Origin of the sequence: Plantibacter sp. Mn2098 (assembly GCF_049319745.1) — a bacterium.
GTDB lineage: Bacteria > Actinomycetota > Actinomycetes > Actinomycetales > Microbacteriaceae > Plantibacter.
On the sequence record NZ_JBMOUH010000007.1, the window covers coordinates 186,922 to 207,286 of the forward strand.

The 20,365-nt window shown below is 67.2% G+C and carries 23 protein-coding genes; 11 read left to right on the plus strand and 12 right to left on the minus strand.

The window, feature by feature from the left end:
* Positions 1-122 precede the first annotated feature (122 nt).
* Positions 123-1,334, plus strand: coding sequence for an AI-2E family transporter (locus tag ACL9RL_RS12450; protein WP_422780572.1), 1,212 nt, complete (start codon positions 123-125; stop codon positions 1,332-1,334).
* A 12-nt stretch (positions 1,335-1,346) separates the two neighbouring features.
* On the plus strand, positions 1,347-2,003 hold the full coding sequence (locus ACL9RL_RS12455) for a GAP family protein (protein ID WP_422780573.1): 657 nt from the start codon (positions 1,347-1,349) through the stop codon (positions 2,001-2,003).
* Positions 2,004-2,262: 259 nt separating this feature from the next.
* Here the strand turns inward: ACL9RL_RS12455 and ACL9RL_RS12460 are convergent, their stop codons facing one another.
* Both ACL9RL_RS12460 and ACL9RL_RS12465 read right to left on the minus strand, forming a co-directional pair.
* Entirely contained in the window at positions 2,263-3,195 is a 933-nt protein-coding gene (locus tag ACL9RL_RS12460) for a methyltransferase family protein (RefSeq protein ID WP_422780574.1), read from the minus strand.
* Positions 3,192-4,139: a zinc-binding dehydrogenase gene (locus tag ACL9RL_RS12465; RefSeq protein WP_422780575.1), complete on the minus strand. Its 948-nt coding sequence runs from the start codon at positions 4,137-4,139 to the stop codon at positions 3,192-3,194. The genes ACL9RL_RS12460 and ACL9RL_RS12465 overlap by 4 nt, the downstream gene beginning before the upstream one ends.
* A gap of 184 nt (positions 4,140-4,323) precedes the next feature.
* Between ACL9RL_RS12465 and ACL9RL_RS12470 the strand changes: the two genes are divergently transcribed.
* Positions 4,324-4,716, plus strand: a complete 393-nt coding sequence (locus tag ACL9RL_RS12470) for a RidA family protein (RefSeq protein WP_422780576.1) — start codon at positions 4,324-4,326, stop codon at positions 4,714-4,716.
* A 45-nt stretch (positions 4,717-4,761) separates the two neighbouring features.
* Here the strand turns inward: ACL9RL_RS12470 and ACL9RL_RS12475 are convergent, their stop codons facing one another.
* Positions 4,762-5,811, minus strand: a complete 1,050-nt coding sequence (locus ACL9RL_RS12475; RefSeq protein ID WP_422780577.1) for an ABC transporter substrate-binding protein — start codon at positions 5,809-5,811, stop codon at positions 4,762-4,764.
* Positions 5,812-5,833: 22 nt separating this feature from the next.
* Between ACL9RL_RS12475 and ACL9RL_RS12480 the strand changes: the two genes are divergently transcribed.
* Both ACL9RL_RS12480 and ACL9RL_RS12485 read left to right on the plus strand, forming a co-directional pair.
* Positions 5,834-6,898: a FecCD family ABC transporter permease gene (locus tag ACL9RL_RS12480; protein WP_422780578.1), complete on the plus strand. Its 1,065-nt coding sequence runs from the start codon at positions 5,834-5,836 to the stop codon at positions 6,896-6,898.
* Complete coding sequence (locus tag ACL9RL_RS12485) at positions 6,895-7,947, plus strand: FecCD family ABC transporter permease (RefSeq protein WP_422780579.1); 1,053 nt, start codon at positions 6,895-6,897, stop codon at positions 7,945-7,947. The genes ACL9RL_RS12480 and ACL9RL_RS12485 overlap by 4 nt, the downstream gene beginning before the upstream one ends.
* A gap of 13 nt (positions 7,948-7,960) precedes the next feature.
* Here the strand turns inward: ACL9RL_RS12485 and ACL9RL_RS12490 are convergent, their stop codons facing one another.
* Positions 7,961-8,353 (minus strand): MerR family transcriptional regulator, encoded by a 393-nt coding sequence (locus tag ACL9RL_RS12490; RefSeq protein WP_422780580.1) that lies wholly within the window; start codon positions 8,351-8,353, stop codon positions 7,961-7,963.
* Positions 8,354-8,507: 154 nt separating this feature from the next.
* Between ACL9RL_RS12490 and ACL9RL_RS12495 the strand changes: the two genes are divergently transcribed.
* Both ACL9RL_RS12495 and ACL9RL_RS12500 read left to right on the plus strand, forming a co-directional pair.
* On the plus strand, positions 8,508-9,728 hold the full coding sequence (locus ACL9RL_RS12495) for an MFS transporter (RefSeq protein ID WP_422780581.1): 1,221 nt from the start codon (positions 8,508-8,510) through the stop codon (positions 9,726-9,728).
* 70 nt (positions 9,729-9,798) lie between these two features.
* Entirely contained in the window at positions 9,799-10,152 is a 354-nt protein-coding gene (locus ACL9RL_RS12500) for a DUF1801 domain-containing protein (protein ID WP_422780582.1), read from the plus strand.
* 12 nt (positions 10,153-10,164) lie between these two features.
* On the opposite strand, the gene ACL9RL_RS12505 is transcribed toward ACL9RL_RS12500, so the two are convergent.
* The 5 genes from ACL9RL_RS12505 to trpD form a co-directional block, all read right to left on the minus strand.
* Complete coding sequence (locus ACL9RL_RS12505; protein WP_422780583.1) at positions 10,165-10,479, minus strand: hypothetical protein; 315 nt, start codon at positions 10,477-10,479, stop codon at positions 10,165-10,167.
* Between the two features lie 63 nt (positions 10,480-10,542).
* On the minus strand, positions 10,543-11,253 hold the full coding sequence (gene dhaM / locus ACL9RL_RS12510) for a dihydroxyacetone kinase phosphoryl donor subunit DhaM (protein WP_422780584.1): 711 nt from the start codon (positions 11,251-11,253) through the stop codon (positions 10,543-10,545).
* Positions 11,250-11,903, minus strand: a complete 654-nt coding sequence (gene dhaL, locus ACL9RL_RS12515; protein WP_422780585.1) for a dihydroxyacetone kinase subunit DhaL — start codon at positions 11,901-11,903, stop codon at positions 11,250-11,252. The genes dhaM and dhaL overlap by 4 nt, the downstream gene beginning before the upstream one ends.
* A 5-nt stretch (positions 11,904-11,908) precedes the next feature.
* Positions 11,909-12,910, minus strand: coding sequence for a dihydroxyacetone kinase subunit DhaK (gene dhaK / locus ACL9RL_RS12520; protein WP_422780586.1), 1,002 nt, complete (start codon positions 12,908-12,910; stop codon positions 11,909-11,911).
* 145 nt (positions 12,911-13,055) lie between these two features.
* On the minus strand, positions 13,056-14,117 hold the full coding sequence (gene trpD / locus ACL9RL_RS12525; RefSeq protein ID WP_422780587.1) for an anthranilate phosphoribosyltransferase: 1,062 nt from the start codon (positions 14,115-14,117) through the stop codon (positions 13,056-13,058).
* Between the two features lie 121 nt (positions 14,118-14,238).
* On the opposite strand from trpD, the gene ACL9RL_RS12530 reads away from it, so the two are divergent.
* From ACL9RL_RS12530 to ACL9RL_RS12545, 4 genes are read left to right on the plus strand one after another with little or no spacing between them, the layout of a single operon-like run.
* Positions 14,239-14,907, plus strand: a complete 669-nt coding sequence (locus tag ACL9RL_RS12530) for a cytochrome c oxidase subunit 3 (protein WP_422780588.1) — start codon at positions 14,239-14,241, stop codon at positions 14,905-14,907.
* Between the two features lie 18 nt (positions 14,908-14,925).
* The gene (locus ACL9RL_RS12535; protein WP_422780589.1) at positions 14,926-15,729 is read left to right on the plus strand and encodes a c-type cytochrome; all 804 of its coding nucleotides are present in this window, start codon (positions 14,926-14,928) and stop codon (positions 15,727-15,729) included.
* A gap of 40 nt (positions 15,730-15,769) precedes the next feature.
* Entirely contained in the window at positions 15,770-16,840 is a 1,071-nt protein-coding gene (locus tag ACL9RL_RS12540; protein WP_422780590.1) for a Rieske 2Fe-2S domain-containing protein, read from the plus strand.
* Positions 16,837-18,471, plus strand: a complete 1,635-nt coding sequence (locus ACL9RL_RS12545) for a cytochrome b (RefSeq protein WP_422780591.1) — start codon at positions 16,837-16,839, stop codon at positions 18,469-18,471. Before ACL9RL_RS12540 ends, ACL9RL_RS12545 begins: the two co-directional genes overlap by 4 nt.
* A 323-nt stretch (positions 18,472-18,794) precedes the next feature.
* On the opposite strand, the gene ACL9RL_RS12550 is transcribed toward ACL9RL_RS12545, so the two are convergent.
* The 3 genes from ACL9RL_RS12550 to ACL9RL_RS12560 form a co-directional block, all read right to left on the minus strand.
* Positions 18,795-19,241 (minus strand): GNAT family N-acetyltransferase, encoded by a 447-nt coding sequence (locus ACL9RL_RS12550; protein ID WP_422780592.1) that lies wholly within the window; start codon positions 19,239-19,241, stop codon positions 18,795-18,797.
* A gap of 248 nt (positions 19,242-19,489) precedes the next feature.
* Positions 19,490-19,942 (minus strand): GNAT family N-acetyltransferase, encoded by a 453-nt coding sequence (locus tag ACL9RL_RS12555; RefSeq protein ID WP_422780593.1) that lies wholly within the window; start codon positions 19,940-19,942, stop codon positions 19,490-19,492.
* Positions 19,942-20,364, minus strand: a complete 423-nt coding sequence (locus ACL9RL_RS12560) for a cytochrome c oxidase subunit 4 (protein WP_422780594.1) — start codon at positions 20,362-20,364, stop codon at positions 19,942-19,944. Before ACL9RL_RS12560 ends, ACL9RL_RS12555 begins: the two co-directional genes overlap by 1 nt.
* Position 20,365 lies beyond the last annotated feature (1 nt).

Genomic DNA, 20,365 nt, shown 5'->3' on the forward strand with positions numbered 1-20,365 from the left:
GCTTCGCGGATCCGCCGCGACCTCACCCGTGGCGGGTGATTCGGCGAGGCGACCGGCACGGCATCCTGAGGCTGACGGGCCGTATGCGCCCGCCCAGCGGTCTGCGCGAGAAGGGTGCCGACATGGCCGTCGAGTCGGATACGACCGCACCACCGGGCCACGGTGCACGGCCATTCCCGCGAGCGACCGTCATCCTGGTGGCGTTCGCCGCGACGCTCGTCTCCGCACTCGCCCTCAGCCAGTTCCGCGACATCCTCGGTCCGGTGCTGCTGACCCTCGTCCTGAGCATCTGCGCACACCCGGTGCGGGTGCGGCTCGAGCGACGAGGGGTGCCCCACGGCATCGCGACCGGCAGCGTGATCCTCGTGGTGTTCGCGCTGCTCGCCGGTTTCGCGTACATGCTCACGATCGCGTTCGGCCAGTTCGCCTCGATGTTGCCCGATTACGCCGACCAGTTGTCCGCAGCCGGCGCGACGATCGCCGGTTGGCTGCAGAGCATCGGCTTCGGCGCCGATCAGGTGCAGGCCGTGACGAGCAGTTTCGATCCGGCGACGATCCTCGGTTTCTTCACGGGCCTGATCGGCAGTGTGTTCAGCGTGACCGGCGCACTCGTCATCGTGCTCACGATGCTCATCGTGATGTCGGCTGACGCGACCTACATCCCCACGGTGCTGCAGCAGCTCTCACGCACCAAGCCGGACGTCGTCACAGCGCTCGGCGGGTATGCGCGGAACGTGCGCCGATACATGGTCGTCACCACGATGCTCGGCATCGCGCAGGGGGTGCTGAGCGGCCTTGCCCTCGTTGTGATGCAGGTGCCGGCTGCGCTGCTGTGGGGCCTGCTCGTGTTCCTGTGCAGTTTCATCCCCAACATCGGATACTTTTTCGCGCTCGTGCCGCCGATCGTCTTCGGGTTCCTCGTCGGGGGTTGGCCGCTCGTGATCGCCGTCATCGTCGTCTACGGCGTGATCAACTCCATCCTCCAAACGGTTCTGCAGCCGCGGTTCGTGAGCAGCGCCGTCTCCCTCAGCCAGACGTTGACGTTCTTCTCCGTCCTGTTCTGGGCGTCGATCCTCGGTTCGATCGGCGCCATCCTGGCGATCCCGCTCACCCTGCTGGTGAGGACGATCCTGATCGATGCCGACCCGGCGGCCCGGTTGTGGCGGCCGGCGATGGGCGACATCTCCGAGACGCGGACGCTGTTGAAGGAGAACGATGCTGCGGCGAAAGCCGCGCGTCGCGCACGGTCGGGAGGACGCGACGATGACGGAACGCCGCTGCGGGCACACGAGCCGGACGTGGATGCTCCGAACGAGCCCGGCAGGGACGGCTGAGGCGAGACCGCCGTGCTGCTCGCGTTCCTGGAGATCATCCCGATCGGCATCGCCACCGCGGTGAGTACGATGCCGTTGCTCGCGTCGATCGCGATCCTCCTGTCTCCCGGACGCTCGCGGGTCGCGTGGCCGTTCCTCATCGGCTTCGGCGGCGGGATGCTCCTGATGACCGCACTGTTCAGCGTTGGGCTCACCTTCGTCCCGGATTCCCCGGTGACGTCCCCTGAGGGCACCGCGGTCATCGAACTCGTGATCGGGCTCCTGCTCGTCGGCCTCGCGGTCTTCCTCTATCTACGGCGACGGCGTCCGACGAGGCCGAGCGCGATCGCCGCCGAGTTGCGACGTCTGCGACCGGGGACCGCGGCAGGTTTCGGTTTTGTGCTCAACCTGCGGCCGAAGGCCCTCATCCTGGCCGCAGCCGCCGGTGTGGTGATCAGCGGCGTCAGTCGGGTGTTCACCGGGGCACTGGTCCTCATCATCGTGAGTGTCGCGATCGGGGTGTCGAGCGTCGCCGTGCCCATCGTCCTGACGCAGGCGCGACCGGCGGTGATGGAACCTCGACTCCGCGCGTCTCAGGCCTGGATCGCCGAGCGGCAGAACGTGTTCACCGCTGTCGTCACGTTCGCCGTCGGCGGCTTCTTCATGGTGAGCGGGATCCTGAAGCTCTAAGCTGCGACGACGACGCCGCGCCGGTGACTCATCGTCCGCGCCGCCACCCGACGCGGTGTCTTCACCCTCGGCGGGCTTGCTTCCGTCGGAGCCGGAGCCGTCTGGCAGGTCGTCGGCCGACGTCTCTGGGTGATCGTCATTGCGCTTCGTCATCTGTTCTCCTGATCGTTTCCGGCAACGGTACGCGTTCGCATGCGTGAGCATCAGGGGTTGACTGCGCGGCAGACGAGCGCCGTCCTTGCCGCCCCGCGGCTCCTACCTACTGGTTGGGAGCGGAGACCGGCACGGGGCTCAAACGGGGGCACCAGCAGCGCACCGCCTCGCGATAGCGGCGGAAATCCTCGCCGAAGCGCTCCTCGAGGTCCGCTTCCTCCAGAGGACGGATCGCGAAGTTCCACAGCAGCGACCCGCAGACCGCATACACAACGACCGACCATGATGACAGCACAAGACCGACCGCGGCACCCTGTGTGATTCCAGCGATCGCCATCGGATTCCGGACGAAGCGGTACGGCCCCGCGACGACGAGCCGATGCGGCATCGCCGACGGGAGCGGAGTTCCTCCTCCCCTGCTCGACATCGCGCCGGCCGACCACAGTCCCAACGCGCTCGCGAGCCCGAAGACCACCCAGCCGATGACAGCGATCGCCGGCGGGAACTGGACCGCGAATCCCCAGCGCTCCTCGCAGAACGCGAGGATCACGGGGATCAGACCGAGGAACAGCCCCCAGAACACGATGATCTGCAACGCAGTCACGACAAGATTCTTGGAAGCCTTCGCACGGGCCGCGGGGCGGAATGCGAACGGCCCGAGCGCGATCCACTCGGTCGGCACCCTCCCGAAGACGATGAGCGACGCCGCGGTGATCGATGCGCCGGCTGACGCCGCCATCAGCAGCACTCCCCATCCCGCCGTTGTGGTGAGCGTCGCGTACCCGGCGAGGGCGATGGTGACGAGCACCGTCCATCCGGCGGCGAGGACCGCGGCCGACCGAACACCGTATGCGGCGACCGCAGACGCCACGACGAAGAGCGGGATGTCGAAGACGGCGACGATCACCGGATCAAGACCGCCGAGCGTCGCCTCCCGGATCACGGGCAGGAGGAACACGGACACCCACCACACTGCACCGGCGATCGCCTGCACACCGAAGTACAGCCGTCCCCAACGCACCGCCGCTCGCCGGTTCACGCTGTCGGGATTTCGAGCACGGCTTTCCCCACCACACGCCGCTCTGAGACGAGTTGCAGCGCCGTCGCCGCGTCCTCCCACGATCCGGACCAGCCCACCGGCACGACCAATGCCCCGTCCTCCACCAGCCCGAGGAGCCGTTCCAGGTCCGGTGCGCTCGTATCGGTGCGCGTGTAGGCGACGAATCGCGACCCTGGCGCGTTCCGCCGGAGCTGCTCGAAGTCGATCGTGCTCGCGCGATGTGAGGCGTTGCCGATCGCCAGGACGTGTGCTCTCGGGCGAAGGGTCGAGACCGCCCGTTCGAGGAGAGGCCCACCGACCAGGTCGACAACGACGTCCGTTCCGAACGCCCACTCGTCGTCTGCCCCGACCGTCTCACTCGCGCCCAGCTCGGCGAGATGTTCCGTACGGGTCAGGTCCCGAACCACAGCGGTGACACTCGCTCCACGCAGGACCGCGAGCTGCACGGCCAGCTGCCCGACACCGCTCGTCGCACCGAGGACGGTGACATGCCTGCCGTCGAGCCCGTCGGGACCGTCGGATCGGCTGCCCCGTGCGACCTCATCGAGTGCGCCGAGCGCCGTCAACCCCGCAGCTGGAAGCGCGGCCGCATCGACGAACGACACGGAGGCGGGAAGCTCGGCGAGATCGGAGGAACGCACCGCGCACCGTTCGGCCCAGGTGCCGTTCGGGGTGAGGAACGCGACCCGCGTCCCGACGCCAGGGCCGCTGCCGTCGACGGCGGCCCGGAGTACGACCCCCGACCCGTCGTATCCGCCGATCTTCACGATGCCGGCCCCCGGCTCGAGATATCCGGCGTCGCCGTAATTGATGCTCGCGGCGCACACCGAGATCACCGCCTCGTTCGGCTGCGGCGCAGGTTCAGCGACATCGACGAAGGACAGCATCGGCACGGAATCCGATGCGAGCTGGAGGGCGCGCATCCGCCCATCTTATTTCGCGACCGGCCCCGCCTGCCGGGCCGCAGCCTGGACCGGCGGATCACCCCGAGATCCGATCACTCGCGAAGACGGCCTTGCGGCCGGCGTCCGCCCGGTCGACCATTGTTCTCGGAGGGGCGCACCGGCCTATCGAAACGATGCCAGCTCCTCGAAGGAGGAGAACACCATGTCTGAACGTCCTGTACCCGTCGACCCGCCGGGGCTCGCCCAGAGTCCCGCTTTTGCGCAGGGGATGATCGCCCCGGCCGGTCGAACGCTGTACATCGGAGGCCAGAACGGCGTCGATGCGAGCGGCGAACTCCTCGACGGGCTCGGTCCGCAGACGGAGCAGGCGCTGCGCAATCTGCTCGCCGTGCTGGCTGCTGCCGGCGCCGGACCGGAGGAAGTCGTGCGGATGACCATCTACCTCACGCCCGGCATCGATCCGAACGCCGCCTACGCGGCGAGCGGCGCCGTCTGGGGCGCGCATCGCACGACCGTCTCAGTGCTCGCAGTCGCCCCGGCCCGTCCGGGAGCACTGGTCGAGATCGACGCCATCGCTGCGCTCCCGGAGCCGTGATCCTGCTCCGCCCGGCACGGTAAGCCGGGCAGAGCTGAACCGTTGCTACTTCGTGACGAGCAGCTTGCGAAGGTCCTTGAGGACCTGCTCCGCACCGATCGGGCCGAGACCGAGGAACCACGTTCCGTCGTCGACCGCGGTCGCGTGTCCGGCCTTGACTGCGGACAGCGTCGGCCAGACGGGTCCGTTGAGCACCTGGCTCTCGGCAGTCGCATCCGCGGCGCCGTAGCTGCTGTAGTAGATCCGGTCGGCGTCGGCCTGCTGTACGTTCTCCGGGGAGATCTCGATCGCGAGCTCGTCGAAGTCCTGGTCCTTCGGGCGAGGCAGGCCGACGTCCTGGAGGATGACGCCGATGAACGACTTGTTCCCGTACAGACGCGTCTTGCCCGGCATAAAGCGCAGCAGGGAGATGGTCGGCTTGTCGGTGATGTCCTGCTTCAGCGCAGCGGCGTTGTCCGCGTACTCGTTCAGGATCTCGACGGCCTTGGTCTCGTCGCCGAGCGCCTTGCTCGCGAGGAGGAAGTTCTCCTTCCACGGGAACCCGGGGCGGATGCTGAAGACCGTCGGGGCGATGGCCGAGAGTTGTGCGTAGAGCTTGTCGGCGCGCAACTGGCTGCCGAGGATGAGGTCGGGCTTCAGAGCCGCGATCGCTTCGAGGTTGAGCTCCTGGATCTTGCCGACCGTTGCGATCCCCTTGACCTTGCCGGCGAGATAGGCGGGCGTCGGATTCGCACCGTCGGTCGTGGGGACGCCGACCGGCGTGACACCGAGCGCCAGCACCTCGTCGAGTTCGCCGGTGTCGAGCACCACAACGCGCTTCGGCTTTGTCTTCAGTTCCGTCGTGCCGGCGGCGTGCGTGATGGTGCGCGGGAACATGCCTGGCTTCGCATCGGTCCCGAGGGCCGCGGTCGCCTTGTCGGCGGTCGAGAATCGCTCGCCGCCGGTCGCCACGTCCGCGTTGCCTGCCCCGGCCTTGTCGGTTGTTGCGGCGCACCCGCTCAACAGGCCGATGACGGCGACGGATGAGACGACGGCCGTGAGGATGGAACGGACGGCTCGCGGGCGCGACGAACGCGCGGAATGAAGAATGGGCATGAAGTAAGGGTATCCTCAACCAGTGGCCGTTCTCACTTCGCGACAGCAGCAACCGGCTGCCTCGCAGCAGATTCACACGGCCCGTCGGACGCGGGTCCTGGTCTTCTGCGGACTCGCCGTCGTGGTCGTCCTCATGGCGGCTGCGAGCGTCGTGATCGGCGCCAGGACGATTCCGCTCGACACCGTCCGTCAGACGCTCTTCGCGCCGACGGAGGCACTCCGCTCGACGGCCGACTACGGCATCATCGTGACCCAGCGTCTCCCCCGCACACTGCTCGCGCTCCTCGTGGGCGCGGCGCTCGGCGCAGCCGGACTGCTGATGCAGACCGTGACGAGGAACGCCCTTGCCGATCCGGGGATCCTCGGGGTGAACGCCGGCGCTGCGCTCGCCATCGCGATCGCGGTCGGATTCGCCGGCGTCACCGCCCCCATCGGTTTCATCTGGTTCGGCCTGCTCGGCGCCGGCATCGCCTCCGTTGTGGTGTACCTGTTCGGGCGAGGACGCGGGAGACGACCGGATCCGTTGACGATGACGCTCGCCGGCGTCGCCCTCACGGCGGTGTTGAGCGGTATCACGGCGGTCATCGGTCAGCTGCAACCGCAGGCGTTCGACCAGTTGCGCGCCTGGAACGCTGGATCGCTGCAGGGACGGGGCGCGGACGTCCTCATCGCCGTGGCGCCGTTCATCGTGCTCGGCTTCGTCATCGCGTTCCTCGGTAACCGTCCGATGTCGCTCCTCGCACTCGGCGATGACGTCGCGTCCGGTCTCGGTGTGCATCTCGGACGCGTGAGAGTGACCACGCTGCTCGCCGTGATGCTCCTGTGCGGAGCGGCGACGACGGCTGCCGGCCCCATCGGCTTCGTCGGCCTGATGGTGCCGCACGTCGCACGACGATGCTTCGGGACATCGAGCCCTGCAGCACTGCTCGCGGGCAGTGCGCTGTTCGGTTCGGTGCTCCTCACAGCGGCCGATGTCCTCGGGCGCGTCCTGTATTCGGGCGAACTGCCCGCCGGGGTCGTGACGGCGTTCATCGGCGCCCCGGTCCTGGTGCTGCTTGCGCGGTCCCGGAAGCTGCGTGAACTGTGACCGGAACTTCGACGCGCACCCGCGCGCACGTGTCCGCAGCGCACGAACTCGCCGTGATCGGCCGTCGCAGGCGCCGCCGGACCGCTGTCGTCCTCGCGGGGCTCGTCCTGGTGATCCTCGCGACAGCGGCATTCGCGTTGCTGACCGGTCCATTCGCGGCATCGCCGCTCACGGTGCTGTCGACGTTCTGGGGCGGCGGGGACCCGGCAACGCAGACCGTCGTCCTCACGCTCCGCCTGCCGCGCATCGTCGCAGCGATCACGTTCGGAGCCGGTCTCGCCGTCAGCGGTGCATTGTTCCAATCGCTCACCAGGAACCCGCTCGGCAGCCCCGACGTCGTCGGCTTCACCTCCGGCGCGTACACGGGTGCGCTCATCGCCATCGTGACGGTCGGCGGCGGTGTCGGAGCGACGATCACCGGTTCGCTCGTCGGTGGTGCCGCCGCCGCCCTCCTTGTCGGCTCTCTCGCCGCCGGCGGCAACGGCGGCCGAACCAGACTCATCGTGGTCGGCATCGGCATCGGCGCGATGTTCACGGCCGCCAACCACTGGCTCATCCTCACGGCAGACCTCGATACGGCGCTCGCCGCTGCGGTGTGGGGAGCCGGTTCGCTCAACGGTCTGACCTGGGGGCAGGTCGTCCCGGTGAGCGTCATCGTCGTCGTCCTCATGGGATGCGCGATGGCTGGATCGGGGAGGATGCGCCTGCTCGAGATGGGCGATGACATGGCGACGGCGCTCGGTGTGCGCATCGGCCGCACGAAGCTCATGATCCTGGCCGTCGGCATCGGACTGGTCGCCGTGGTCACGGCCATCGCCGGTCCCATCGCGTTCATCGCACTCGTTGCACCGCACCTCGCGAAGCGGTTGGCGCCCGACCGCACCCCGATCGTGGTGACCGGGCTTATGGGTTCGGTCCTGCTCCTCGTGAGCGACACCGTCGCGACACGTCTCTTCGCGCCGGTGCAGCTGCCGGCCGGCATGGTGACGATCTGTCTCGGAGGCGCGTATCTGCTCTGGCTGCTCGGCCGTCAGGCGCGCACGCGCTAGCCAGGTGGCGCGCCTAGCTCACCGCCTCTGCCGGTTCGCGGTCTCCCACCCCGGCGCCGACGCGTTCGAGATAGGCGTCGATGGCGTCACGACTCGCTCCCAGGCAGGTGAGCTTCGCATCGAGCCGCGCCCGGTGCGCGAGGATCCGTTCGACGAGCGCCGGTTCCGGCGTGATCTGGTAGATCGTGTCGTCGGCGTTGAAGCACGGCAGGATCTGGTGGATGAGGGAGATCGGCATGCCGGCCCCCAACAGTCCTCTGATCCGGAGGACCTTGAGTTCGAGGTGTTCCCCGTATTCGCGGTAGCCGTTGACGCCGCGCTCGGGATGCAGCAGCCCCTGTTCCTCGTAGTATCGCAGGAGCCTCGGCGTCGTCCCGGTGTGTGCGGCGAACTCTCCGATGCGCATGCTGACGTCTCCTCCAGGGCTTTCTGCTGGGCCGGGCGCACAGCACAGCACGTCCTGAACGCGACCCTCAATGGCTAGCCGCGCCGACGTCGGCGATATTCCCGCATGGCCTGATTTGACCTTGCCACTGGTGGCAGAGATCAACACTTGTCGAATGTCTACCGAATCACCCTCGACGCTCCCCACGTCGACCGCATCAGCTGCGGAACACATCAATGCCAAGACCTCTCCCGCCCGTTCTCCACTCCCGATCGCGTTGCTCCTCTCCGGCGTCGGCTTCATCACCTTGCTGACAGAGGTGCTCCCGGCCGGTGTCCTGCCTGCCCTCGCCTCCGACCTCGGTGTGTCGGCCTCAGTGGCAGGTCAGAGCGTGGCGGTGTTCGCACTCGGCTGCATCGCCGCGGCGATTCCGCTCACCAGGGCGACCGCCCGTCTCGACCGACGCACCCTCATCCTCGTCGCCATCGCCGTCTCGGCGCTCGCGAACCTCGGAACGGCCTTCGCTCCGGAGATCTGGAGCCACCTCGCGACCCGCTTCGTCGCCGGACTCGTGGCCGGACTCGTGTGGGCGATGCTCCCCGGCTACACACGCGGCTTCACCCCTGCGCGCCGCTTCGGCGCGACCCTCGGGATCGTGCTGTCCGGGGCGACGTTCGCGTTCGCCGTCGGTGTGCCGATCGGCACGCTGTTGAGCGAGGTCATCGGGTGGCGCGCCGTGTTCGCCGTCATCGCCGGATGCTCGGTGATCCTCTGGGCGGTCGCCGCCGTCATCGCACCGCGTGTGCAACGCCCGCAGGCGACCTCCGGGTCGAGCATCGGCGCAGCGCTCCGGATCCCGGCCGTTCTCGTGGTGCTCGCGGCCGTCGCGGCGTGCATCATCGCGCAGAACATGGCGTACACCTACCTCGCACCGGTGCTCGACGATCGCGGTGTCACGGTTCCGCTCAGCGTCGTCCTCGCCGCGTTCGGCCTGTCCTCGGTCGTGGGGACGCTCGGGGCCGGGCGGCTCGCCGACCGCAAGCTCGGTACGACCGTGATCGTCGAGCTGTGCATCGGCGCCGCCGGTCTCCTCGTCTTCTTCCTGACCGCCTGGGTCCCCGTCCTCCTGATCGCCGCGGCGACGTGGGGGCTCGCCTTCGGCGGATACTCCGTCCTGTTCCAGGTCGCAATCGGACGTGTGGGCGGCGATGCGGCGGACGCGGCGCAATCGGCGCTCGTGACTGTGTGGAACATCTCGATCGCGCTGGGCGGCGGCGTGGGCGGCATCGTGCTCGCGGTGTGGGGTCCCGGCGCCCTCGTCCCGGCAGCAGCCGTGCTGACGGCCCTGGCGATCCCCTTGGGTGTATCGATCGCGGCCAGCGCGCGCAAGGTGTGACACGGCCGTTGCGCAGGATGACGTGAGCGTGCAGGATCGTATTCCACGATCCCGTCGAAAGGGCAGATCAATGGCCGCGAGCAGCGTCCCCGAGTACAACAAGACCGTCGCTGAACCGCTGCAGGAGGTCGCGACGACCTTCGCCGCGATCATCGAGACCGCGCTGCCCGGCATCGACGGCGTCGTGTGGCACGGTCACCCGGTGTGGCTCGACGGGAAGACCCCGATCGCTGGATACAAGGCGTACCCGGCGTACGTCACGTTTATGATCTGGCGGGGCCAGGATCTGCTGGACGCCGTCGGTGCGCTCGAACCGGCCGGCTCCCAGCGCATGGCGACGCTGAAGGCCGCATCGCTCGTCGACGTCGACGAGGCGAAGCTGGCTGTCTGGGTCCGTGAGGCGTACGCACTCGAGCGCGAGTGAGCGACGGCGTCGTCAGGCGTCGGATCGCCCGGCCGGGGTGTCGAGCACCATACCCAGCTCGTTGACCGGCGCAGCCGATCGCGACGGATCGGGCAACCTGTCCGAGACGGGGCAGTACATGAAGTGGTCATGCTTCGAAGAGCGGTCGAATGCGTGCTCGCTGAGCGCATGACCGCACACCGTGCACAACCGCTCCGCCGTGACGGCATCGACTCCGTAGGGGCCGACTGCCGGGGGTCCGAGGACCGGGATCAAACGGTCGTCGACCCATTCGAAGAACCGGGCGTATCGTCCGGTCTTCGTCCGCACCTTCGCGTTCTCGTCCATGGGGGCATGATACGCCTGATTTGACAGTTGCGCACGGCTCGTGATATGAGCCGTGCGCAACTCTCAGAGTTCGCCGAAGCCGGTGCCGATCAGCGCCACGAGCGCATCGATCGCGGCCGGCGCATCATCACCCTCCGCGGACAACGCGACGTCCGTGCCCTTGGTCAGCCCCAACGCCATGATGCCGAGCAGACTCTTCGCATCCTTGCCGTTGACGGTGACCTTGGCGCCGAACGTGCTCGCGAGCTTCACGAACTCGGCAGCAGGACGCGCATGCAGACCGTCCTTGTTCAGCAGGGTGACGGTTCGCTGCACCGGTCCCTGCACGCCGGACTCCGCGCCGTGCGCGGCAGGAGCATCGGCATCAGCGCTGGGAGCACCCGCACCCGCCCCGTCGCCTCGAGCGGACTCGGCAGCGCGGACGACCTCGTCGAGCGACGAATCCATCTGCGCGGCGACCGCCGCGGCCACCCCGCCCTCCACGAGCGGCGCGTCCACGATGCGCACGCGGGCTCGCTGGTCGTCATCGAGGAAGTCCAAGGCGGTCTCAGCCGTCAGGATGGCGGAGCCGAGGTCGCACAGCACCACGACTCCACCGCCGTCGTCGACCGCTGCGATGCCGTCACTGACCTTCTGGAAACTGGTCCCGATGCCGTCTGCATCGGTTCCACCGGCTGCGAACAGCCGTGCGTCGGGCGCCATCTGCCTCGCGAGCTCGACGAGCCCGGTTGCAATTCCGGAGCTGTGAGAAACGAACACCACTCCGACGCTCATGCGTCAGCCCCGGACTGCGCCGCAGCGGCGTCGGCTGCAGCACGGATCAGGTACGCGCTGGACTGCGCACCTGGATCGCGATGTCCGATGGCGCGCTCCCCCAGATAGCTCGCGCGACCCTTGTGCGCGATGAGCGGATCCGTCGCTTCGGCGCCGGCCTGCGCGGCCTCGGCAGCCGCGGCGAGCACTGCTGCAGGGCCTGCACCGCCGTCGAGCGCCGCCTGAGCGGCCTCGACGGCCGGCGTCCAGGCGTCGATCATCGTCTTGTCACCCTGTTGCGCCTTGCCGCGCAGCACAACACCGTCACGAGCGGCCGTCAGGAACGCCACCACGGCGGCGGCGTCGAGGTCCGTCTGCGCTCCGATCACGACGGCGCCCTTGAGGAACGCCGTGCCGAGCAGGGGTCCGCTCGCGCCGCCGACCGTCGAGATGAGGGTCGTCGCCGCGAGCTTCAGGACGTCGCCCGGTGTCGCATCGTCCGCCACGGTGTCGAGCTTCTCGACGATGGCGGAGAATCCGCGATCGAGGTTCTCACCGTGATCGCCGTCACCGATCTCGCGGTCGAGCGTGATGAGTTCGACGCGATGCTCCGCGACGACCTCCGCGCTCGTGCGCAACCATGCAACGGCCCAGGCGGCATCCAGCCCCATGTGTCCTACCTTCCCCAGCGGAGCGCGGCCGTCTGCACGGGCGCATCCCACAATTCGGTCAATTCGTCGTCGAGCTTCAGGAGCGTGATGGACACGCCTTGCATCTCGAGGCTCGTGGTGTAGTTGCCGACGAGCGACCGCGACACCTCGACGCCCTTCGCAGCGAGAACCTCCGCCGCGTGCTTGAACACGATGAACAGCTCCACCTGGGGCGTGCCACCCATCCCGTTCACCAGCAGGAGCGTCCGCTCTCCGCTCGCATACGGCAGGTCTTCGAGGATCGCGTCGAGCAGGCGGTCCACGATGGCGTCGGCCGGCTCCAGCTTGATCCGCTCGCGCCCTGGCTCACCGTGGATGCCGATGCCGATCTCGATCTCGTCGTCGGCGAGGGTGAAGCTCGGCTCTCCGGCATGCGGGACGACGCACGGCGTGAGTGCGACGCCCATGGTGCGCGTGCGGTCGTTGACCTTCTCGGCGATCGCGGCGACGTCATCGAGCGACGCGCCCGTCTCGGCCTTCGCGCCGGCGATCTTCTCGACCAGCACTGTGCCTGCGACACCACGTCGACCCGCGGTGTAGAGCGAGTCCTTCACGGCCACGTCGTCGTTCGTCACGACGGCGCGCACCTCGATGCCCTCTGCCAGGGCGAGATCGGCGGCGGTCTCGAAGTTGAGGACGTCTCCCGTGTAGTTCTTCACGATGTGCAGCACGCCGGCTCCACCGTCGACCGCCTTCGTGGCAGCGAGGATGGGATCGGGGGTCGGCGAGGTGAACACCGGACCGGGGACGGCTGCATCGAGCATGCCGTAGCCGACAAATCCGCCGTGCAACGGTTCGTGGCCGCTGCCTCCGCCGCTGACGATCCCGACCTTTCCGGCGGTCGGGGCGTCCTTTCGGACGATGAAGATCGGGTCGAGCGAAACCTCGACGAGGTCGGGGTGAGCGAGGCCGAAACCGGCCACGGCTTCATCGACGACATGCTTCGGATCATTGATGAGCTTCTTCATTGAATCCTCCTGGACGATCGGTTCGGGCATGCCGATGCGGGGCGTCGGCACCGACTCTCAACCTACGCCAGTGTGCACCTCGGCCGGTAGTACCTGAGGGCGGACTCCAGGCGGATCGGCGGGAACGAGGGCAGCGGACGAGCGCTCAGGCGAGGGGACGGTTGGTCGCGGCAACCCACTCGCTGAGCTTGGCAGCTGCCGCGCCGGAGTCGATCGCCGTCTTCGCGACCTCGATCGCCTCCCCGAAGCGTTCGAGCAGCGCACGCTGCGCCTGCGCCGGGTTCTCGGAGAGCTCGAAGGACACGATGCCAGCAGCGGCGTTCAACAGGACGATGTCGCGGACCGGACCGGTCTCGCCTGCGAGCACCTGGTGGACGACGGCAGCGTTGTGCGCCGCGTCCCCGCCGAGGAGGTCGTCGATCGACGCTCGTGGGATTCCGAGGTCGCGCGGGTCGAGGTCGTGTTCGTTCACCGCTCCGCGGCTGATCTCCCACATGCGGCTGTGGCCCGTCGTCGTCAACTCGTCCAGCCCGTCGTCCCCGCGGAACACGAGCGCCGTCGCTCCTCTGGTCTGGAAGACGCCGACGAAGAGCGGGATGCGGTCCGCGTGCGCCACACCGACGGCCGAGGCCTCCGGGCGGGCAGGGTTGCAGAGCGGGCCGAGGAAGTTGAACACGGTCGGAACGCCCAGCTGCGCCCGCACGGGGCCTGCGTGCCCGAAGCCGGGGTGGAACGCGGCCGCGTACGCGAAGGTGATGCCCGTCTCGGCCAGTACCGTGCCGACGTGTTCGGTCGGCAGGTCGAGATTGACTCCGAGCGCACCGAGGACGTCGGAGGAACCGGATGCAGAACTCGCAGCGCGGTTGCCGTGCTTGATGACCGGAATGCCGGTCGCGGCCGCCACAATCGACGCCATGGTGGACACGTTGACCGTGCCGAAGCGGTCGCCGCCCGTCCCGACGATGTCGAGCGCGCGCGACGGTGCGATGAGGGGCCTCGCGTGATCGAGGATCGCGTCGCGGAATCCGACGATCTCGTCGACCGTCTCCCCTTTGACACGCAGCGCGACGAGGAATCCGGCCAGCTGGGCGTCGGTCACACTGCCCGTCATGACCTGTTCCATCGCCCAAGTGGACTGGGACACGCTGAGATCGGTTCCGTCGAGAAGATCGCCGATGAGTGACGGCCACGTGTACAGAGCAGGCATGACTGCGATCCTACAAGGCTGTGAACCGCGCAGAGTCACGGGAATCCAACAGCTATAGCCCATGAATCCACCAGGGACTTAGGTTAACCTAACCGTGCGGAGCACCGCCGAGCGGCCCGAAATGCAAAAAACCACCTCAGCTTTCGGACATAATGGAGGGGTGACGAGCACCTCTATCAACCTTGCGCCGAGCGCGCCCCGGATCAACCGACCCAACCCGGTCGCCGTTGGAACGATCGTCTGGCTGGGCAGCGAGGTCATGTTCTTCGCCGGCCTCTTCGCGATCTACTTCACGCTGCGATCGATGGCTCCTGAACTGTGGGCAGCGGAAACCAGCCGACTGAACGTTCCGTTCTCGACGGTCAACACGATCATCCTCGTGTCGTCGTCGTTCACTTGCCAGTTCGGCGTCTTCGCCGCTGAGCGGATGCAGCCGCGAATGACCGGATGGAGCCCGCGCAAGTGGGGCATGGTGGAGTGGTTCTTCCTCACCTACGCCCTCGGCGCCCTCTTCGTCTCCGGTCAGATCCTCGAGTACGCGACGCTTGTGAGCGAGGGCATCTCGCTCAGCTCCAACGCGTACGGCTCGGCCTTCTACCTCACCACGGGCTTCCACGGTCTCCACGTGACGGGCGGCCTCATCGCCTTCCTGCTCGTGATCGGCCGCGCATACGCCGTCAAGACGTTCGGCCACAAGGAGGCCACGAGCGCAATCGTCGTGTCCTACTACTGGCACTTCGTCGACGTCGTGTGGATCGGCCTCTTCTTCGTCATCTACGTCCTGAAATAAACCGGAATGACTGACTCCATGCAGAAGCACACCAGAAAAGCCCGCAAGAGCGGTCGCCGGAGCCCACTGGCAACGGCAGCCCTCCTCGCCATCGGACTCCTCGTCACGGGTGGCGCCTACGCCGCCTTCAGCGTGAGCACGGCCAGCGCCTCGACGGCTCCCGTCCACTCACAGGCGTCGGTCGACGAAGGCAAGAAGCTGTTCAGCGCGAACTGCGCGACCTGCCACGGCCTCGACATGCAGGGCACCACCGCCGGCCCCAGCCTCCTCGGCGTCGGCGCAGCAGCGGTCGACTTCCAGGTCGGCACCGGCCGTATGCCCCTCCAGAACCAGGGTCCGCAGGCGCCTGAGAAGCCCGTCCAGTTCACGGACGACCAGATCTCGGCCCTCGCGCAGTACGTCGCGTCCGTCGCCCCCGGCCCCGCCATCCCCGACGAGCACTACCTCGACGGCAACGGCAACGCGTCCAACGGTGCGGAGCTCTTCCGCATCAACTGCGCCATGTGCCACAACGTCGCAGCAGCCGGTGGCGCCCTGACCGAGGGCAAGTACGCTCCCCCGCTGACCGGCGTGAGTGCAGCTCACATCTACGAAGCGATGATCACCGGCCCGCAGAACATGCCGGTGTTCAACGACATGAACCTCAGCCCTGAAGACAAGCGCGACATCATCACCGCGCTCAAGTTCATGGAGAAGAACCCGTCGCCAGGCGGAAACGACCTCGGCTCGCTCGGACCGGTCTCGGAGGGCCTCTTCCTCTGGATCTTCGGCCTCGGCACGATCGTCGCACTCACCGTCTGGATCACCGCGAAGTCGAACTGACCGACGCGCGACACGACTACACCCCGTAAGAAGGAGCACAATGGCTAAGGACGACACGAGCGGCACTGAGATCGCCGCCGACTCGTCTGCCCATGGGCAAGAGCTGCAGGCTTCGGCCGGCACCGCCGTGATCACTCACGACGCCATCGCCGACCCGGGCCTGCCGCCGCACCGCAAGCGCGTGACGGACCTCGACCCGAAGAAGGACAAGCGCGCCGAACGGCTCGTCTACACCCTCTTCTACCTGTCGATCGTCGGCAGCGTCTGGGCCATCGCGGCGTACATGATCTTCCCGATCGAATCGGAAGACCTGGGCTCGGTACGACTGAACAACCTGTTCATCGGTCTCGGCATGGCGCTCGCCCTGCTCGCGATCGGCATCGGCGCCGTCCACTGGGGCAAGGCGCTGATGGCCGACCACGAGGGCATCGACATCCGCCACCCCATCCGCGGCTCCGAGGAGTCCCGTGAACGTGCGGTGGAGATCTTCGCCGAGGCGAACGAGGAGTCCGGCTTCGGACGTCGTTCGCTCATCCGCAACAGCCTCATCGGTGCGCTCATCGCGTTCCCGCTTCCCGGTGTCGTCCTGTTCCGTGGCCTCGCGCCGCAGGACAAGGACCCGGTGGAGCTGCTCAGCCACACCATGTGGGAGAAGGGCACGCGTCTGGCACGCGACCCATCCGGTGCGCCCATCAAGGCTTCGGACGTCACCCTCGGCAGCGTGTTCCACGTCATCCCCGAGAACCTGCACGAGGCAGACGAGGTGCTCAACGAGAAGGCCAAGGCCATCGTGCTGCTGATGCGCCTCAAGCCTGAGGACCTCATCGAGACGCCGGACAAGAAGGACTGGTCCTACGACGGCATCGTCGCCTACTCCAAGGTCTGCACCCACGTCGGTTGCCCTGTCGCCCTGTACGAGCAGCAGACGCACCACCTCCTGTGCCCGTGCCACCAGTCGCAGTTCGACGTCACCAACCACTGCGCCGTCATCTTCGGACCGGCTGCACGGCCGCTCCCGCAGCTGCCGATCGCTGTTGACGACGAGGGCTACCTCGTCGCCCAGAGCGACTTCCACGAACCTGTCGGCCCGAGCTTCTGGGAGCGTCATTGAGTACCGCAACTGAGTCACGCGCTCCTGAGCAGGCACCCGCCGGCGCTCAGAGCAAAAAATCCGGCGGCTTCACGGCCGCCGCAGCGAACTACATCGACGAACGCACCATCATCTCGGGTGCCGTCAAGGAGTTCGGTCGCAAGATCTTCCCCGACCACTGGTCGTTCCTGCTCGGTGAGGTGGCGCTCTACAGCTTCGTCATCATCCTGCTGTCGGGAACCTTCCTGACGTTCTTCTTCCAGGCGTCGATGGCAGAGGTCCACTACGACGGTTCGTTCGTGCCGCTCAAGAACATCCAGATGTCGGCTGCCATGGCGTCCACGCTGGACATCTCGTTCGACATCCGCGGTGGCCTCCTGATGCGTCAGGTCCACCACTGGGCTGCACTGCTGTTCGTGGCCTCCATCGGCCTCCACATGCTCCGCATCTTCTTCACGGGTGCGTTCCGCAAGCCGCGCGAGCTCAACTGGGTCATCGGTTTTGTCCTCTTCATCCTCGCGATGGCTGAAGGCTTCACCGGCTACTCCCTCCCCGACGACCTGCTCTCGGGCAACGGCCTCCGCATCATCGACGGCATGGTCAAGGGCATACCGCTCGTCGGCACCTGGATCTCGTTCCTCCTCTTCGGCGGCGAGTTCCCGGGAACCGACATCGTCGGGCGCCTGTACAGCCTGCACATCCTCTTGTTGCCGGCGATGGTCCTGATCTTCATCGCCTTGCACCTGGCGTTCATCGTCATCCACAAGCACACGCAGTACCCGGGCGCCGGTCGCACCGAGCAGAACGTCGTCGGCTACCCGGTCCTCCCGGTGTACGCGGCCAAGGCCGGTGGATTCTTCTTCATCGTCTTCGGTGTTGTGATGCTCATCGCCTCGCTCTTCACGATCAACCCGGTCTGGAACTACGGCCCGTACGACCCCTCGCCGGTGTCGGCAGGTACGCAGCCCGACTGGTACATCGGATTCGCCGACGGCGCGCTCCGACTGATCCCGCCGCACCTCGAGTTCGTCCTGTGGGATCGCACCTGGTCGTTCAACATCCTGATCCCGCTGCTCGGGCTCGGCCTGTTCATCGTCACCGTCCTGATCTACCCCTTCATCGAAGCGTGGATCACCGGCGACAAGCGCGAGCACCACGTGCTCGACCGCCCGCGCAACGCTCCGACCCGTACCGCGATCGGCGCTGCCGGTGTGACCTTCTACGCCGGCCTCTGGGCAGCGGCCTCGTCGGACATCATCGCCACGCACTTCAAGGTCAGCATGGAAGGCGTCATCCACGTCCTCCAGGCGGTCGTCATCCTCGGACCGTTCATCGCCTTCTTCATCACGAAGCGCATGTGCATCGGCCTGCAGAAGAAGGATCGTGAGATCCTCCTCCACGGCTACGAGTCTGGTCGCATCGTGCGTCTCCCCGGTGGCGAGTACATCGAGGTCCACGAGCCCGTAGACGAGTACGAGCGCTGGCGTCTCGCCAGCTACCGCGACTACGCGCCGCTGATGATCCGCCCGAACGCTCAGGGCAAGATCACGAACGGTCAGCGGTTCCGTGCGGCCCTCTCCCGCTGGTTCTTCGAAGACAGGATCGCTCCGGTCACGAAGACCGACATCGAGAAGGCGCACGGCGACCACTAGTCGTCGCCGCTCCCCCGGTTTCATCTGAACGGCCCTCCGGAACTTCGGTTCCCGAGGGCCGTTCGGCGTTTCCGCCCAGCTCTCCCGTTCGCAATTCAGGAACACCCTCGGCATGTCGCGCCAGACGGCGCATTCCGCGCCCGACGCGCCGCAGCGCGCCTGAGTTGTGAACACCCCACTGCGCCGAAGACGGCCAATCTGGCGCTGAATCAGCCCGGACGGACGGCGCACACCATCTCGAGCGGAGCGATCACGCTCGAAACCGGAGATCCGGTCGGCTTCACGACTGAGCCGTAACGCGCTGGTTCGTCACACTCGGACGGCTAGAGTCCTCCGACATCCTGTCGCCGCGGTGAGCCGTCCGCCGCCTCTGAGACACTCACCAGGTCCATGCCGGGCGCGTCGTTCGGACGGCGCTCGAATCCGTGCCGTTCGTAGAAGTCGGATCGGCCGCGCGCTGCGAACAGTTGCACGTCCTCCACCCCTCGTCGACGCGCCTCGCTCACCAGGCGCCTGAGGATCTCAGCCCCGACACCGCCACCGCGTCGGCCGTCGGCCACGATCAGCTCCGTCACGAACGCATGCAATGCCCCATCGCTGATCAACCGGCCGATACCGACCAGCGAACCCGCTTCGTCGCGAGCCGCGCACACGATCCAGCTGCCACTCAGTGCACGAGCGAAACACTCGGTGTCCCGCGCACCCCAACCGGTCTCGTCGTACAGCGTTTTGAACTCCGAAGCGGTCGGCGGTAAGAACGAGAACTCCATACTGCAACGGTAGCGAATCGCCACACCGAAGCTCCACACGGCCCCGTGGACCGTTCGCAACTCAGGCTACGTCTCGGCGTGTCTGCCGCTCAGCACGCCCGGAACGGCGACACACGGGGACGCTACCTGAGTATTGGACAACCTGGTGCGGCGGCGCGGTGAGACTCACAGGAGGCACAGAACGCAGCAGGCCCCGACCGGGAAACGGTCGGGGCCTGCTGCTGTCCCAGAGGACGAAGAGTGGACGATCAGCCGAGCGGCAGGATCTTCTTGTAGAACTCTGCGGTGACCGCGTACCCGAGGCGACGGTAGAAGTCGCCTGCACGGGCGGTGGACATCGTCAGCTGACGTGCGCCACGCTCCACCGCGTAGAACTCGTTCGCCTGCACGAGGGCAGAGCCGATGCCACGTCCACGAGCAGACTCGTCGACGACGAGCTCCTGCAGGTGGGCGGTGAGGCCGGCGGCGTGCAGCAGTCGGGAGACCGTCATCAGCGTGTAGCCGACCACGGTGCCGGAGGCGTCGACCGCGACGTACAGGACGTTGGTCTCATCCTCACGGGGACGCATCACGTTGTTGTATGCGGTGATGAAGTCGTCGGCAGCCGGCGGGATCGAGCCCGTAATCAGCTGCGCGGCCAGCCCGAAGACTGCAGCGCTGTCTTCGGTCCGGCCGCGACGAATACTGAAGGAGTCAGTCATTACCGAGCGTGGTATCCGCGGTAGTACTCGTACGTCCAACCCACGACCGCGATCACGACGAGCGGAACCGCGATGAACGCGATCCAGAACCCGACGGCAAGACCGAGGACGAGGAGGCCGGCGGAACCGGCGAGGACGATAGGCCACCAGCTCCACGGGCTGAAGTGACCGATCTCGGGGTCGCCGTCATCGATGTTGGCCGTGACGGTGTCCTCCGGCAGCTCGCCGCCCTGGCTCTTGTGCACCCGGTTCAAGTAGAAGCCGAGGAACGCGCTCAGGATGGCGGTCAGCGAGAGGGTGACGGTTCCGACCCACTCGACCGTGCCGTGGTTCGGGTCGATGAGCGACCAGAACGTGTACAGCGCGGCGAGGAAGGCGCAGAAGACCGTCAGCAGTGCGAAGAGGATGATATTGGCGCGCATG